The following is a 16,165-nucleotide window of genomic DNA, read 5'->3' as shown; positions in this document are numbered from 1 at the left end:
AAAATCTGGAAAAGAAAGTTCACAGTCAAGCAATGGCTTTTCAACTATGCGTATGCTATTCTTATTAGTTGAAGCTGTAATTTACGGAGGTGATTAATGTGGATACGATCGCAGCAATATCAACAGCACTTGGTGAAGGAGCAATCGGGATTGTCCGGCTCAGCGGAGATCAAGCTATAGATATTAGTGATAAACTTTTTAAAGGCACATCAAAACTAAATGAAGTGAACACACACACCATTACTTATGGACATTTGGTAGAAGGAAATGATGTGATAGAAGAGGCCATGGTTACGGTGATGCATGGACCTAAGACCTACACACGCGAAAACATTGTTGAGATCAACTGTCATGGTGGGTTGGTTTCGGTTAACCGTGTTTTGCAAGCAGCGTTAGCACATGGAGCTCGATTGGCTGAGCCGGGAGAATTCACAAAACGTGCCTTCTTAAATGGTAGAATTGATTTGTCGCAAGCAGAAGGTGTCATGGATTTAATTCGATCTAAATCGGATCAAGCCATGAACGTGGCAATGCGCCAAGTGGAAGGGCGATTATCGGGAAAAATCCAGCAACTGCGACAGCAATTACTTGAAACAGTTGCTGCGGTGGAAGTAAACATTGATTACCCCGAATATGATGCGGAAACGATGACTCAAGCCATTATTCAAGAAAAGATGGTGCCTGTCATAGAAGAGATAAATAAATTGCTTGTCACAGCTAAACAGGGAAAAGTCTTACGTGAAGGACTTGCTACGGCGATTATTGGCCGGCCAAATGTAGGGAAGTCATCGTTAATGAATAGCCTTGTTCATGAATCAAAAGCGATTGTGACAGATATTCCAGGAACAACGCGAGACACACTAGAAGAGTATGTCAATGTACGTGGTGTGCCCCTTAGGCTAATAGATACAGCTGGCATACGTGAAACGGAAGACATTGTCGAAAAAATAGGTGTTGAACGTTCCAGAAAAGCATTAAAAGAAGCTGAATTAATCTTGCTTGTATTAAATAATAGTGAAGCGTTAACGATTGAAGATGAAGCACTTTTTGAAGCTGTTATGGATATGGATGTTGTGATCATTGTAAATAAAACGGATCAAAAACAAGCAATTGACTTAGAAAAAGTCTATCAATATGCTAACGGTCGCCCTGTTGTGACAACTTCTTTAATTCATGACGAAGGCGTTGATCAATTGGAAGAAGCCATTAATCAATTATTCTTTGCTGGCGATATTGAAGGACAAGATCTTACGTATGTGTCGAATGCAAGGCATATTGGTCTTTTAAATGAAGCCAAACGTCGAGCGGAAGAAGCTTTACAAGCGACAGAAGCCGATGTACCGGTTGATTTGATTCAAATTGATGTCACGCGCACATGGGAATTATTAGGTGAAATTATTGGAGAAGATATACAAGATAGCTTAATTGATCAATTGTTTTCTCAGTTTTGCTTAGGAAAATAAATTTCTTATGAAAGGAAGGGAGACTAGGATAAACCTAGTCGAAATAAACATGAATTACCAAGCCGATTCATTTGACGTAATTGTCATTGGCGCTGGTCATGCAGGTGTAGAAGCCGGACTTGCTGCCGCAAGAATGGGTTCAAATACCCTTATGCTTACGCTAAATTTGGACGCCATTGCGTATATGCCATGTAACCCATCAGTAGGTGGTCCTGCCAAAGGAATCGTTGTCCGAGAGGTTGATGCACTAGGCGGCGAAATGGCTCGTAATATTGATAAAACGCACATTCAAATGCGTATGTTGAATACGGGAAAAGGTCCTGCAGTTCGCGCGTTACGCGCACAAGCAGATAAATTTCAGTACCAACATGAGATGAAAAAAACCCTTGAAGAGCAAGAAAATCTCTTAGTGCGTCAAGGGATGGTTGACCGCCTAATCATTGAAGAGGGTGAGTGTCGTGGTGTAATTACGAACACTGGCGCTGAATACCGGTCAAAAGCTGTTGTGATTACAACTGGAACCTATTTAAAGGGGAAAATCATTTTAGGTGAACTTTCTTATGAGTCTGGTCCAAATAATATGCAGCCTTCTATTAAATTATCCGACCATTTAAAAGAGCTAGGTTTTGATATCGTTCGGTTTAAAACCGGTACCCCACCTAGAGTGAACGGGAATACGATTGATTATACAAAAACAGAAATTCAGCCTGGTGATGAGACGCCAAGAGCCTTTTCGTATGAGACTACAAAGTATATTACGGATCAGCTACCTTGCTGGCTAACGTACACTGGCTCAGAAACACATGAAGTTATCGGTGAAAATCTTGGACGTTCCCCGATGTATTCAGGTATGATAGAAGGAACAGGACCAAGGTATTGCCCATCTATTGAAGACAAGATTGTCCGCTTTAACGATAAGCCACGACATCAAATTTTCCTTGAGCCAGAAGGTCGAAACACGACAGAGGTATACGTACAAGGACTTTCTACTAGTTTACCTGAAGATGTTCAACTATCTATGTTGAAAACAATTCCTGGACTTGAAGCGGTAAAAATGATGCGTCCTGGATATGCAATTGAATATGATGCGATTGTTCCAACTCAACTTTGGCCAACATTAGAAACAAAAGCAGTTCCAGGCCTATTTACAGCTGGTCAAATTAACGGAACGTCTGGTTACGAGGAAGCAGCTGGTCAAGGTGTTGTTGCAGGCATTAACGCTGCTAGAAAAGTTTCAGGCAAGGAACCGCTTATTTTAGACCGTTCTGATGCTTATATTGGCGTCATGATTGATGATTTAGTGACAAAAGGGACGAATGAACCTTATCGGTTATTAACGTCTAGAGCAGAATTTCGCTTAATTTTACGTCACGATAATGCAGATTTGCGTTTGACCGAAAAAGGGTTTGAGCTTGGCTTGATTTCTGAAGCACGCTATGCACGTTTTTTGCATAAGAAACAAGCTGTTGAAGAAGAAATTGGACGCATTAAAGGTCTAATTGTTAAGCCATCAGAAGACGTTAATGAGCTGTTGGAACAAGTGGGCTCCAATAAAATGAACGAAGCATTAAAAGCAGAAGCCATGTTAAAACGTCCAGAAATGACCTATAAGGATTTATTAAAAGTGATCCCTCAGCCAGAACAGGAACTTGATGACGAAGTATGTGAACAAGTAGAAATCCAAGTCAAGTATGAAGGATATATCGAAAAACAATGGCAGCAAGTTGATCGATTAAAGAAAATGGAACGTAAACAAATTCCTGAAGACCTTGATTATGATGCCATACAAGGCCTAGCGACGGAAGCTCGCCAAAAATTAAAACTGGTTAGACCATTATCTGTAGGACAGGCTTCTCGTGTCTCTGGTGTGAATCCTGCAGATGTATCAATTTTGCTCGTGTATTTAGAGCAAGGACGTCTTGCCAAAACATCATCGTGAGGTTGTTTATATGAGTTACGAGAAGTTTCCAGAATTACTTGCTGAAAAAAATATTATTCTTTCTTCTACTCAAAAAGAGCAGTTCAATCGTTATTTCGAACTGCTCGTTGAGTGGAACGAAAATATTAATTTAACGGCAATTGTTGCTAAAGATGACGTGTATTTGAAACACTTTTATGATTCTATTACACCTAGTTTTTATTTCCCGTTTACGAATCAGTCTATTTTAGATATAGGCGCAGGCGCAGGTTTTCCAAGTTTACCATTAAAAATTCTTTATCCTGATTTACAGGTATCCATTATTGATTCCTTAAATAAAAGAATTGGATTTTTGACATTTTTAGCAGATGAGTTAGGGCTCACAAACGTGTCTTTTTACCATGATCGTGCAGAAATAGCAGGTAAAAGCAGCTTGCATAGAGAAAAATATGATATTGTGACGGCTAGAGCAGTTGCACGAATGTCAGTTCTTGCAGAACTATGCTTGCCTTTTACGAAAGTAGATGGATCTTTTATTGCTTTAAAAGCTGCAGGTACGAATCAAGAGCTTAATGATGGAGAAAAAGCAATTAAAACATTAGGTGGACAAATTGAACATAATCATTTCTTTTCTTTACCAGTTGAAAAAAGTGACCGTCATATCGTAACGATAAAAAAAATAAAATCAACGCCGAAAAAGTATCCTAGAAAGCCTGGAACGCCTAATAAGCAGCCAATTGTTTAAGTAGGTAGATGCAGGATACAGCTGTTTCACGTGAAACACATTCATTTCAATAAAGGAATGACTTTTATAGGTGTCGAAATACAAATGATGGTTATTTAATAAAAGGTGGTGTCTGAGGCGATGAAGCAATCGTTTTCACGCCTATTTGGCTTTAATGATAAAAATGACGATGCTGATCTCATTGAGAATGAGGAAGTAAAACAAATTCCAATTCAAGACATTGTACCAAATCGCTTTCAGCCAAGAACGGTTTTTGATGAAGAGCGAATCACGGAGTTAGCACAAACAATTCGTACACATGGTGTCATTCAACCAATTGTTGTCCGTATTAGAGAAGAAAAATACGAAATTATTGCAGGGGAGCGCCGATTTAGAGCTGTTTCTTCTTTAGGCTGGGAAACCATACCTGCAATTATAAAAGAGTTTAATGACTCACAAACAGCATCGATCGCCCTTATAGAAAATTTACAACGAGAAGGCTTAACTGCAATTGAAGAAGCAGTCGCTTATGCTAAATTAATTGAAATTCATCAATTAACACAAGAAAGCCTTGCGCAACGATTAGGTAAAGGCCAGTCAACGATTGCAAACAAATTACGTTTATTGAATTTGCCAGAAAAAGTACAGGACGCCATTTTAAACCGCTCTATTTCTGAAAGACATGCACGAGCACTTATTGGATTAAAAGATAACCACGAAGCACAAGAGATGATTTTAGAACAAGTTGTTGCAAATCAACTTAATGTAAAACAAACAGAAGAACTAGTTCAACGTTTCCTGTACCCTGAAGTAGAAGAACAGGAAGAAGTTAAGAAGAAAAAATCGACCCGAAAGTCATACCCAAAAGATATGCGAATTGCAATGAATACGATTCGCCAATCCGTTGACATGGTGATGAAGACAGGTTTGAAAGTCGATACAGATGAAGAAGATAACGATGATTTCTATCAATTTACCATCAGAATACCTAAAAAGTGATCTATCTATTACAAAAGATAGGTCTTTTTTTTAATAGGATTATGAAGAATCTATGCTAAAATAAAGGTAATCTATTTGTTTTACGTATAGAAAGTTTTTGCAACGAAGGAAAGTAGGTGTCCAAGTGTCAAAGATTATCGCTGTCGCAAATCAAAAAGGCGGCGTAGGAAAAACAACTTCTTCAGTGAACTTAGCAGCATGTTTAGCACATTTAGGTAAAAGAGTTCTGTTAGTCGATATAGATCCGCAGGGAAATGCAACAAGTGGGGTTGGTGTTGAAAAAGGGGATGTTGATGAATGTATTTATGATGTCCTTATTGAAGATGTACCAGCAGAAAACGTCATTTTTTCCACGGATGTAAGCAATTTAGATGTGATTCCAGCAACGATTCAATTATCTGGAGCAGAAATTGAACTTGTTCCAACAATTTCAAGAGAAGTTCGATTGAAAAAAGCATTAACGCCTTTAAGAGAGACGTACGATTATATCTTTATTGACTGTCCACCTTCACTTGGGTTGCTAACGATTAATGCTTTAACTGCTTCAGATTCTGTTATTATTCCAGTACAATGTGAATATTATGCGTTAGAAGGGTTAAGCCAACTTTTAAATACGGTCCGTTTAGTACAAAAGCATTTGAACACGTCTTTGGCTATTGAGGGAGTACTTTTAACAATGCTGGATGCACGTACGAATCTTGGCATTCAAGTCATTGAAGAAGTGAAAAAATATTTCCGTGATAAAGTATTCGACACGATTATTCCAAGAACAATTCGCTTAGGTGAAGCCCCAAGTCATGGTAAGCCAATTATTGAATACGATGCCAAGTCGCGTGGAGCAGAAGTGTACATAGACTTAGCAAAGGAAGTGGTTGCGAATGGTTAAATCGGTTGGAAAGAAGGGACTAGGTAAAGGATTAGAAGCTTTTTTCCCAAACGAAAAAAACATCAATCAGGAGCAAATTACACTTATCTCAGTGTCTGAAGTTAGACCAAATCCATACCAGCCGAGAAAGACTTTTTCTGAAGAATCATTGAAAGAATTAAGTGATTCCATTAAAGAACACGGGATTTTACAACCAATTACAGTGAGAAAATCAATTAAAGATTATGAAATTGTAATGGGAGAACGTCGTGTTCGTGCAGCAAAACAAGCTGGATTAGAGCAAATTCCTGTTATCATTCAAGATTTAGATGAAAATAAGATGATGGAAATTGCCTTGATTGAAAATTTGCAGCGAGAAGATTTAAACCCGATTGAAGAAGCCATTGCTTATGAAAAATTAATGACTCATACGAAAAGTACGCAAGAGCAAGTTGCAAAGCGTTTAGGAAAAAGTAGACCACATATTGCAAACCATATGCGTCTATTGCAGTTACCGAAAGTCGTACAAGAGTTTATCTCTGTTGGTAAATTAAGTATGGGGCATGGACGAGCTCTTTTAGGCTTACAAAATAAAGATAAATTGTCGCAAGTACTTGAAAGTGTTTTGCAGGAAAAATTAAGCGTACGTGAAGTGGAGAAACTCGTTCAACAAATAAACGAGCATGTTCCACGTGAAACGAAGGAAGTAAAAGTGAAATTGTCTCCGTTTCTTAAAGATCATCAGGAGCGGTTACGTGATTCATTAGGTACGTCGGTTATGATTAAACCTGGTAAGAAAAAAGGGAAAATCGAGATTGACTACTTTTCTGAAGACGATTTAGAAAGAATATTAGAGATCCTCATTCAAACGAAAGAATAAGAAGCTAGCCTGAATTGGGCAGCTTTTTTTTTGAAAGGAGTAAGGAATGTATTATTTTGATCATGCAGCAACATCGTTCCCGAAACCTAAAGCGGTTATTGAAGCAGTTGCAAACACAATGGAACACTATGGTGCAAATCCAGGAAGGAGTGGGCATTTACTATCAAGGCAAGCAGCTGACATTGTTCAAGAGACAAGGGGGAAAATAGCAGCTTTTTTTCATGCTCCGGCAGCAGAACATGTTTGGTTTTATGCTAACGCTACGTATGCGCTTAATCAAGCAATTTTAGGGTTTCCTTTTGATGAAGGGGATGAAGTGGTTACATCCTATTTTGAACATAATTCCGTTTTAAGGCCTCTTTATACGCTGGAGAACAAAGGGGTTAAGCTAAACTTTGCTGGTGGGAAAACAGGGGAGCAGACGGCTGAGGCCATTGTTGAAATCATTACAGAGCGAACGAGGCTTGTCGTCATTAATCATGCTTCAAATGTGACGGGAGAAATTGTACCCCTGTCCATGATCGCTCAAAAAGCAAAAGCTGTAGGTGCTCTATTGTGTGTGGATGCATCACAAACAGCTGGAATTATTGATATTGATATGGATAGAGACGGAATTGATTTACTAGCTTGTCCAGGTCATAAAGGCTTACTTGGTCCACAAGGTTCAGGGATGCTTATATCAAAAAATGATTATCAACTAAAGCCGTTAACGTACGGTGGGACAGGCCATACGTCTGAAAGTAAAGATCAGCCACACACGTGGCCAGAACGATATGAGGCAGGAACATTAAATACGCCTGCACTTGCTGGACTAGGTGCTGGTTTAAATGAAATAGAGCGTTTAGGCGGTACTGAAGCCATTTACAAACATGAAGGGGAACGATTAGAACAGTTTCTTACTGGATTAAAGGAAACGAATGTGACTCTAGTGGGCAGTCATTCCACAAAAGGGCGGTTAGCTGTTGTCTCATTTGGCATACCTGATATGAGCAGTCAGGAAATAGCAATTATTCTTGATCAACACTATCAAATTGCAGTCCGGGCTGGTCTTCATTGTGCGCCTAAGTTACATGAATGGTATGGGTCAATTGATGAGGGGCTTGTACGTGTAAGTTTTGGACCTTACACGACCAAAGATGAGGTTGATTTGCTCATACAAGCCATTCAAGACATTTCTGATGCCATGTAAATTCAAAATGACATGCCTTTCTTTTTAAAAAGAGAGGTGTGTTTTTTTAAAGGGACTTGTTCCTGTTGAAGATGTCGATCAGCAAATGTAAAGAGCGTACTCATTTTTTCGGCCATACACATGACCTCATGGAGCCTTGTGCTTTGTAACGTATGAAAATCCATTAAACCAGACACGTTCACAACACCTGTCAGAGAACAGTCTCCAACTTCAGGCAACGTCTTCCCCATTGCAGCTCCTGGCTTTAACGTTCGATTAGAGAGAGTGATAGAGCCGACGTTCATTTGTCTTCCTAAACACGCATCAACGGCAATTAAAAATGCATTTGGATGCGCCAGGTGGATGATGCCTAATCGAGTTTCTAAATTTACAGCATGCAGAGGTTCAGCGAGTGTACCATATACGGTAAAATGGTGTAAGTTTTGCTCGATAAGCATCGATCCTAATATGGGCCCTAGAGCATCTCCTGTGGATCGATCTGTTCCAATACAAGCGACAACGAGTTCTTTTGAAGGGGCTCGTTGACATTGGGATAAGAGAGCGTTCCCTAATTCTTCTGTGAAATCTTGTTCATCAATATGCATTCGTTGGGAAAATACTCTTTTTTTAAAAGGCCAGAGGTTTGTACTCATATTTTTAACTCCTTCGCCATACTAGTAACAGTATAGTAGATTTGTCAAAAATCTATACATTGAATGATGGCGAGGGTGAGGGCTTTGTGGGGCAATGGACTAAAATGGATGTTTTTAATAGTAGGGACAATTATTGGTGCAGGTTATGCATCAGGTAGAGAATTATGGGAGTTTTTTGGTGCTGAAAGCGGACTAGCTATCATCATATTTTCAATCCTTTTTTCTATATGTTGTGCGGTCATATTAACCGTCTCAAAAAAAGAAAAGACGACACATTATTTACCCGTGCTGGAAAAAATTTTAGGGAAGCGTTTAGCGAAGGCGTACGATGTCATGATTGTGTTGTATTTGTTTTCGGTAACAGTTATTATGCTGGCTGGGGCAGGTGCAACGCTTGAAGTGTATCATATTCCTTTTTGGTTAGGAATTGTATTAAATGGTGTTTTAGTAGTTCTTATGTTCATAAAAGGGACAAGTGGAATGACAAAAATAAACGCTATTTTAATTCCTATTCTAATTGCTTGTTTAATGACGGTCTTAATCGTTTATCAAGAATCAGTAGGATTTTCATTTTCGTTTCAATTAAATGAGCAGCGTAACTGGCCATCTGCGTTAACGTTCACTTCATTAAATATTTTACCAATTATTGCTGTGCTAGGAGCAGTAGGGCATCAGGTGAAGCACCGGGGAGAAATTTATATCGCTAGTATCGGGAGTGGATTAATTTTAGGTTCTGTCTCTTATATTTATAATGAATCATTATTAACTGTTGCACAAGAAATCATTTTTTATGAGATTCCGTTATTTGTGATTTTGAAACATTATCCATCTGTTATGGTACTAGCCATATCTCTTGTTCTATGGTTAGCGATTTATACAACGGCTACTTCTGGCGTGTTAGGATTAATTTCTCGTTTACGAGTAAGAGTACAAGGAGAACCATGGTTGATTGCGATGTTACTGGTAGCGATGATGGCACCGTTAACTCTTTTTGGCTTTTCAACATTGATTTCCATTTTATATCCTTTATACGGTATTTTGAATTTGTATATCCTTGCTGCGCTCTTAATCTATCCAATTTTGCGGCACCCAGCTACAAAAAAGAAACGCTGACACTACAAAGGGAGCATTCCTTCGTGTATAATACAAGCAGAAATACCCGAAGGAGGAAAGAACAGTGGCAGATAAGGAATTTGCGTTACATGATGTCGTAGAGATGAAAAAACAGCATCCTTGTGGAGAGAATCGATGGAAGATCATTCGCATGGGGATGGATGTGCGTATAAAATGCTTAGGTTGTCAACATAGTGTCATGCTACCACGTCGGGATTTCTCAAAAAAACTAAAAAAAGTGATCGAATCTGAGAAAGAGTAACCATTAACATTCGGATTTGAGAATCGATAAATAAAAAGGACGTGACGGAAGTGGCTTTAACGACAGGAATTGTTGGTCTACCAAATGTTGGAAAATCAACGTTATTTAATGCAATTACTCAAGCTGGTGCTGAATCAGCAAACTATCCGTTTTGTACAATTGACCCGAATGTGGGAATTGTTGAAGTACCGGACGATCGTTTAAATAAACTGACTGAGCTTGTTAAACCGAAAAAAACCATTCCAACGGCATTTGAATTTACAGATATCGCAGGAATTGTTGAAGGGGCAAGCAAGGGAGAAGGATTAGGAAACAAGTTCTTATCACATATTCGCCAAGTAGACGCGATTTCCCACGTTGTACGATGTTTTGCTGATGAGAATATTACGCACGTATCAGGTGGCGTTAATCCGTTAAGGGATATTGAAGTCATCAACTTAGAGTTAATCTTAGCTGACCTAGAGTCTGTTGATAAACGATTAACGCGTGTAGCAAAGTTAGCAAGAACAAAAGATAAAGAGGCGGTTGCAGAGCTTGCTGTACTGGAAATGTTGAAAGAAGCATTTGAGGTTGAAAAGCCTGCTCGTAGCATTGAGTTTGATGAAGATCAGCAAAAAATTGTAAAACAGCTTCACCTTTTAACAAGTAAGCCAGTTTTATACGTGGCGAATGTCTCTGAAGAAGATCTTATAGCGGACGAAGACAATGAGTATGTGAAACAAGTAAAAGAATTCGCTTCCCAGGAAAGCAGCAATGTGATTGTTGTATGTGCGAAGATTGAATCTGAAATTGCAGAGCTTGAAGGCGAAGAGAAGGAAATGTTCCTTGAAGAGCTAGGGATTGAAGAGTCTGGTTTAGATCAGTTGATTCGTGCAGCTTACTCCTTACTTGGTCTTGAGACCTATTTCACAGCAGGGGAGCAAGAGGTAAGAGCGTGGACTTTCCGCAATGGAACCAAAGCGCCTCAAGCCGCAGGAATTATTCATACAGACTTCGAACGTGGCTTTATTCGTGCGGAAACCGTATCCTATGATGATTTAGTTGATGCTGAGAACATGAGCGTAGCGAAGGAACGTGGAAAAGTGCGTCTTGAAGGGAAAGATTACATTGTTAAAGATGGAGATGTCATTCACTTCCGCTTTAATGTATAAAAGAATTTTTAAAGGTGCGGAGTAATCCGGACCTTTTTACTGTGCAAAACTTATATGTCGAAAAATATCTTTTTTCCATAGAAGGAAAACAAAGAGAAATGACGTAATGAGTAGGTAACCCCTTAGAACCCATCGCAACACTCCAACACCTATTTTCCCTATTTTTCAAAACTCTTATTTAAAGGCAGGTGATTTTTTATTTGAAGCTTGCTCAATCATAGATGAAATGCTATAATCGTGAAATGTGAGTGAATTGATTTTTGCTCCTTGCTCTGTGTCGAAACAGAGCCGTTTAGACCAAGAGGAGGTGAATGGAATGCGTAAGTATGAAATTATGTACATTATCGCTCCAAACCTAGAAGATGCAGCAAACAAGGAAATCGTTGAGCGTTACAGTAAAGTGCTCACTGATAACGGTGCTGAAATCGAAAAGGTAGAAGAGATCGGTAAAAAACGTTTAGCTTATGAAATCAATGATTTCAAAGATGGCTATTACGTTCTTATTAATCTTCAAGCAAACACTGAAGCAATCAATGAATTTAATCGTCTGATTAAAATCAATGATAATGTAATCCGTGTGCTTGTTACAAAAGACGAACAATAATTACGATAAAATAAACGAGCTAGGCTGGAGGGATCGCATTGTTAAACCGTGTTGTTCTTGTAGGCCGACTAACCCGTGACCCTGAGCTTCGTTTTACACCAAATGGCGTGGCTGTTGCGAACTTTACGCTCGCAGTCAACCGACCATTCTCAAACCAACAAGGGGAGAGAGAAGCGGACTTCATTAACTGTGTTGTTTGGAGAAAACCAGCCGAAAACGTAGCAAACTTCTTAAAAAAAGGAAGTTTAGCAGGCGTTGATGGACGAGTTCAAACGCGTAGTTATGATAATAACGAAGGCAAACGGGTATTTGTAACTGAAATTGTGGCCGAGAGCGTTCAATTCCTTGAACCTCGTAATAGCCAAAACAATCAAAACCAAAACGCTGGTGGTTCTCAAGGAAACTATGGTTCAGGATCAGGAAATTCAGGTTCAGGTGGAAACCGTTCAAACGGTTATGACAATGATCCGTTTTCAAATGATGGCTCAATCGATATTTCCGATGATGACTTACCATTTTAATGGTTGATAGAAAGGAGAATGTATTATGGCACGTCGCGGTCGTCCAAAGCGTAGAAAGGTTTGTTTCTTTACAGCAAACAAAATCACGCATATTGACTATAAAGATGTTGATTTGCTTAAGCGTTTCATCTCTGAGCGTGGAAAAATTCTTCCACGTCGCGTAACTGGAACATCTGCAAAATATCAACGTAAATTAACTGTTGCTATTAAGCGCAGTCGTCAAATTGCTTTACTTCCATATGTAAACGAAGTAAATTAATTTTGCTATAAAAGAGGGTGGATTAAGCTGGTTTCTTGAAAGCCAACTTAGTTGCTCTCTTTTTTTAATTTCAAATTTCGTCGCTTTTACTTTGGAAGTAAGTACGATAAAATAGATAAAGGCTGTGAAATGATTACAGCATGTACGTTAAAAGAGGTGACGAATTGGAAGACAAGAAAGTAGTAACAAGAGGGATTATGAACGGCTTACTTTTTGTGCTGTTATATAGTTTGCTTGTTACGGGCATTCCATTAATAAATATACTTGCATTTATTGCACTTCCGTTACCGCTTCTCTATATGACTTCTGTATATGGCTTGAAAACGGGAATTCTTACAGGAAGTCTGTCGAGTATCGTTGCTATACTCATATCGCTTATCTTTACAAGCATTATTCTGTTACCAATTGGATTTGCGTTGATAGGTGTACTTGGTGGTTATTACCAATACATGAGAAAATCGGCTGTAGAAAGGCTTAGTGTGTTCATCATTGCTCCCTTTTTATTTTCAGCGATTATCTATGTTGTGATCGAAGGCTTGTATGGCATTTCCATTTTAGGAGCTGTTCGCGATACAATGTACGAAACGCAAAATCTTGCAGAAACCTTTGCAGTGGATGTTTATGATGATGCCTTTATTGAATCGTATATTCAAATGTTACGTGATATGATGCCGTTTCTATTGCTTGTTTTTGGTGCCATATACGGCTTTATTGTTTATGGACTATCTACGCTGATGTTTAAGCGTGTAGGCATCACGTATAATAAACTTCCTCCATTTAGAGATTGGGAATTTCCTAGGTACTTTATTGTTTTCTACTTTATTTTTCTAGTCTTAGGATTATTTCCTTTTGAACAGGGATCTTTTATGGCGAGCGTCTCACTCATCGGGTTTAATATTTTTAGTATCTTCCTTGTCTTACAAGGGCTTTCTTTTATTCAAACCTATATGTATTATAAAAAGGCATCCAAAGCTTCGATGATCATGGTGACAATTGGAATTGTTTTATGTATGCTGTTGATCTCGCTAGCTGTGTTTTTTGTAAGGATTATCGGAATGTTTGATATGATGCTTCGTATAAGAGATCGATTTAAGGAATAATTATTTGGTAGTAATGAGTAGGAGATGACATTCATGCCTAATTGGAACAAGCCGTGGTGGCAGCACACGTATGTCATCACATTGTTTGTCCTTGTTTTGTTTTTAACGATCTGGCTTATGTTTAATCGTTGGGAAGCTGGTTTACTCGTAACGGTGCTGTTGCTTGTGTGGTTGTTCTTCTATTTTCGTGCAAAGAAGAAAGACGATCATTATCTTGATACGTATATATCGACCTTATCGTATCGAGTAAATAAAGCAAGTGATGAAGCAATAACCAAGCTTCCAGTCGGAATTGTGCTTTATAATGAGAATGGAACAATTCAGTGGACAAATCCATTTATTCAAGAACGTTTTGGTACAGGGTTAAATGGAATGGATGTAACAGTTATTCATGAGGATTTACAGCAATTTATCCAAGATGAAACGAAGGAAGAAACCATTCAGTTTGATTCAGGTTATTACCACTTTACCTTTGAACAAAACGAAAGACTTATTTATGTTGTTGATGTAACAGAGAAAGAGACGACGCAGAAGCGGTACGACCATATGCTACCGTTAATCGCTCATATCTATTTGGATAACTATGATGAAGTAACACAAAGCATGGACGACCAAATTCGAAGCCGCTTATTGGCTCAAGTCACAACAGCGCTAAACAATTGGGCGAATGACTATGATATTTATTTGCGCCGAACGTCTTCAGATCGTTTTTTAGCGGTGATGAATCACAAGACTTTGTTGTTGTTAGAAGAAAATCGGTTTGAACTTCTTGACGAGATTCGTGAGATTACCGCAAAAGAAAAAGCACCTATCACATTAAGTATCGGTGTTGGTACGGAAGAAGCGTCATTGAAGCAACTTGGTGTTTTAGCGCAATCTAGCCTGGACCTTGCATTAGGTCGAGGAGGAGATCAAGTAGCGATTAAAAAGAAAAATGGTCGTGTTCGCTTTTACGGAGGAAAAACAAACGCTGTTGAGAAACGAACGCGGGTCCGTGCGAGAGTGATTTCCCATGCTTTGCGTGATTTTGTTAAAGAAAGCGAAAAAGTCATTGTGATGGGGCATAATCGTCCTGATATGGATGCGATTGGCGCGTCTATTGGCGTGTTAAAGTTAGCCGATTTAAATGATCGTGAAGGCTTTATTGTCTTAGATGAAGAAGATACAAATGCAGATGTTCAGCGCTTGCTGGATGAAGTGAAGCAACAAGAACATTTATGGAATCAATTTGTTTCTCCGGAAGAAGCGATCCAAATTGCAGACAAAGAAACGTTGCTCGTTATTGTAGATACGCATAAACCTTCTATGGTTATTGAACCGAAACTTCTACAGATGGTTGATCGCATTATTGTTCTTGACCACCATAGAAGAAGTGAAGATTTTGTTCATGATCCCGTTCTTGTTTATATGGAACCCTACGCCTCTTCAACAGCAGAGCTTGTAACAGAGCTGCTCGAATATCAACCGATGCAGTTTAAGATGGATCGATTAGAAGCAACAGCGCTTCTGGCAGGAATTACGGTAGATACGAAAAGTTTTGCTGTACGGACAGGTGCAAGAACGTTTGATGCTGCATCCTTTTTAAGGGCTAACGGAGCTGATACAGCACTCGTTCAGAAGTTGTTAAAAGAAGATCTAGGAAGCTATGTACGTCGTGCAAAGTTGATGGAAAATGCATATGTCTATCGCGACGGGTATGCAATTGCGATGGCAAAAGATGATGAACCATACGATCAAATTATTATTGCTCAAGCTGCCGATACACTGTTAACGATGAGTGGTGTGCGCGCATCCTTCGTCGTTTGTAAGCGAGGCGATGGTCGTGTCGGAATTAGCGCTCGCTCATTAGGCGATATTAATGTTCAAGTCATTATGGAGCGCCTTGGTGGTGGTGGGCATCTTTCCAATGCGGCAACGCAATTAGAAGAGACCACACGGGAAGAAGTTAAAGTTAGGCTAGAACAGGCGATTGATGATGGATTTGAAGGAGGTACCGAACGATGAAAGTTATTTTCTTAAAAGATGTTAAAGGAAAAGGAAAAAAAGGTGAGACGAAGGATGTTGCAGAAGGCTATGCAAGAAACTATTTGCTACCAAACCACTTAGCCAAGGAAGCGACTTCTGGTAATATGAAAGATCTTGAAGCGCAACAGAAGAGTCAGGAAAAGAAAGTTCAAGCTGAATTAGAAGAAGCGCAAGCATTTAAGCAGAAACTTGAAGAATTAACCATCACCATTCCTGCAAAAGCAGGTGAGGGTGGTCGCTTATTTGGAGCTGTTTCAACAAAACAAATTGCTGAAGCACTTCAAAAAGAAGTCAAGAAAATTGATAAGCGTAAAATTCAATTAGATGATCCTATTCGTACCCTCGGATACACGAAAGTACCAATTAAGATTCATCCAGAAGTAACTGCTGTATTAAATGTTCACGTAAAGGAAGTATAAGGAAGGATAGAAGCTGACTCAAAGCGAGTCAGCTTCATTTC

Annotated in this window: 17 protein-coding genes; 16 read left to right on the top strand and 1 reads right to left on the bottom strand. The window is 39.1% G+C overall.

Annotated elements, in window-relative coordinates; translation table 11 throughout:
* Positions 1-92: 92 nt before the first annotated feature.
* The 7 genes from mnmE to ABC361_RS20400 all read left to right on the top strand — a co-directional run bounded on the left by mnmE (position 93) and on the right by ABC361_RS20400 (position 8,038).
* Positions 93-1,463: a tRNA uridine-5-carboxymethylaminomethyl(34) synthesis GTPase MnmE gene (gene mnmE / locus ABC361_RS20430; RefSeq protein ID WP_099304926.1), complete on the top strand. Its 1,371-nt coding sequence runs from the start codon at positions 93-95 to the stop codon at positions 1,461-1,463.
* A gap of 49 nt (positions 1,464-1,512) precedes the next feature.
* Complete coding sequence (gene mnmG, locus ABC361_RS20425; protein ID WP_413075654.1) at positions 1,513-3,402, top strand: tRNA uridine-5-carboxymethylaminomethyl(34) synthesis enzyme MnmG; 1,890 nt, start codon at positions 1,513-1,515, stop codon at positions 3,400-3,402.
* A gap of 10 nt (positions 3,403-3,412) precedes the next feature.
* Positions 3,413-4,126 carry a 16S rRNA (guanine(527)-N(7))-methyltransferase RsmG gene (gene rsmG, locus ABC361_RS20420; RefSeq protein ID WP_413075653.1) on the top strand — a complete coding sequence of 238 codons (714 nt, stop codon included), beginning with the start codon at positions 3,413-3,415 and terminating at the stop codon, positions 4,124-4,126.
* 120 nt (positions 4,127-4,246) lie between these two features.
* Complete coding sequence (noc, locus tag ABC361_RS20415) at positions 4,247-5,104, top strand: nucleoid occlusion protein (protein ID WP_413075652.1); 858 nt, start codon at positions 4,247-4,249, stop codon at positions 5,102-5,104.
* Between the two features lie 124 nt (positions 5,105-5,228).
* Complete coding sequence (locus ABC361_RS20410) at positions 5,229-5,990, top strand: ParA family protein (protein WP_413075651.1); 762 nt, start codon at positions 5,229-5,231, stop codon at positions 5,988-5,990.
* Positions 5,983-6,849 carry a ParB/RepB/Spo0J family partition protein gene (locus tag ABC361_RS20405; RefSeq protein WP_413075650.1) on the top strand — a complete coding sequence of 289 codons (867 nt, stop codon included), beginning with the start codon at positions 5,983-5,985 and terminating at the stop codon, positions 6,847-6,849. The genes ABC361_RS20410 and ABC361_RS20405 overlap by 8 nt, the downstream gene beginning before the upstream one ends.
* Positions 6,850-6,895: 46 nt before the next feature.
* Positions 6,896-8,038 (top strand): aminotransferase class V-fold PLP-dependent enzyme, encoded by a 1,143-nt coding sequence (locus ABC361_RS20400; protein ID WP_413075649.1) that lies wholly within the window; start codon positions 6,896-6,898, stop codon positions 8,036-8,038.
* Positions 8,039-8,040: 2 nt separating this feature from the next.
* Here ABC361_RS20400 and yyaC read toward each other — a convergent pair whose 3' ends face one another.
* On the bottom strand, positions 8,041-8,670 hold the full coding sequence (yyaC, locus tag ABC361_RS20395) for a spore protease YyaC (protein WP_413075648.1): 630 nt from the start codon (positions 8,668-8,670) through the stop codon (positions 8,041-8,043).
* Positions 8,671-8,754: 84 nt separating this feature from the next.
* On the opposite strand from yyaC, the gene ABC361_RS20390 reads away from it, so the two are divergent.
* The 9 genes from ABC361_RS20390 to rplI all read left to right on the top strand — a co-directional run bounded on the left by ABC361_RS20390 (position 8,755) and on the right by rplI (position 16,124).
* Positions 8,755-9,783 (top strand): YkvI family membrane protein, encoded by a 1,029-nt coding sequence (locus tag ABC361_RS20390; protein ID WP_413075819.1) that lies wholly within the window; start codon positions 8,755-8,757, stop codon positions 9,781-9,783.
* Positions 9,784-9,847: 64 nt separating this feature from the next.
* Complete coding sequence (locus tag ABC361_RS20385) at positions 9,848-10,045, top strand: DUF951 domain-containing protein (protein ID WP_099304849.1); 198 nt, start codon at positions 9,848-9,850, stop codon at positions 10,043-10,045.
* Between the two features lie 50 nt (positions 10,046-10,095).
* Positions 10,096-11,196, top strand: a complete 1,101-nt coding sequence (ychF, locus tag ABC361_RS20380; RefSeq protein WP_413075647.1) for a redox-regulated ATPase YchF — start codon at positions 10,096-10,098, stop codon at positions 11,194-11,196.
* 316 nt (positions 11,197-11,512) lie between these two features.
* Positions 11,513-11,800: a 30S ribosomal protein S6 gene (gene rpsF / locus ABC361_RS20375; RefSeq protein ID WP_413075646.1), complete on the top strand. Its 288-nt coding sequence runs from the start codon at positions 11,513-11,515 to the stop codon at positions 11,798-11,800.
* 38 nt (positions 11,801-11,838) lie between these two features.
* A complete protein-coding gene (ssb, locus tag ABC361_RS20370; protein WP_099304843.1) occupies positions 11,839-12,321 on the top strand; it encodes a single-stranded DNA-binding protein in 483 nt (160 codons plus the stop codon).
* Between the two features lie 25 nt (positions 12,322-12,346).
* Positions 12,347-12,580: a 30S ribosomal protein S18 gene (gene rpsR / locus ABC361_RS20365; RefSeq protein WP_035396877.1), complete on the top strand. Its 234-nt coding sequence runs from the start codon at positions 12,347-12,349 to the stop codon at positions 12,578-12,580.
* Positions 12,581-12,744: 164 nt separating this feature from the next.
* The gene (locus ABC361_RS20360) at positions 12,745-13,680 is read left to right on the top strand and encodes a DUF2232 domain-containing protein (RefSeq protein ID WP_413075645.1); all 936 of its coding nucleotides are present in this window, start codon (positions 12,745-12,747) and stop codon (positions 13,678-13,680) included.
* A gap of 33 nt (positions 13,681-13,713) precedes the next feature.
* A complete protein-coding gene (locus ABC361_RS20355) occupies positions 13,714-15,684 on the top strand; it encodes a DHH family phosphoesterase (RefSeq protein WP_413075644.1) in 1,971 nt (656 codons plus the stop codon).
* Positions 15,681-16,124 (top strand): 50S ribosomal protein L9, encoded by a 444-nt coding sequence (rplI, locus tag ABC361_RS20350; RefSeq protein WP_413075643.1) that lies wholly within the window; start codon positions 15,681-15,683, stop codon positions 16,122-16,124. The genes ABC361_RS20355 and rplI overlap by 4 nt, the downstream gene beginning before the upstream one ends.
* Positions 16,125-16,165: the final 41 nt, after the last annotated feature.

Source organism: Shouchella phoenicis, from assembly GCF_047238345.1.
Classification (GTDB): Bacteria; Bacillota; Bacilli; order Bacillales; family Bacillaceae_D; genus Shouchella.
Note: the sequence above shows the minus strand (reverse complement) of the source record. Positions and strands in the feature narration are given on the sequence as shown.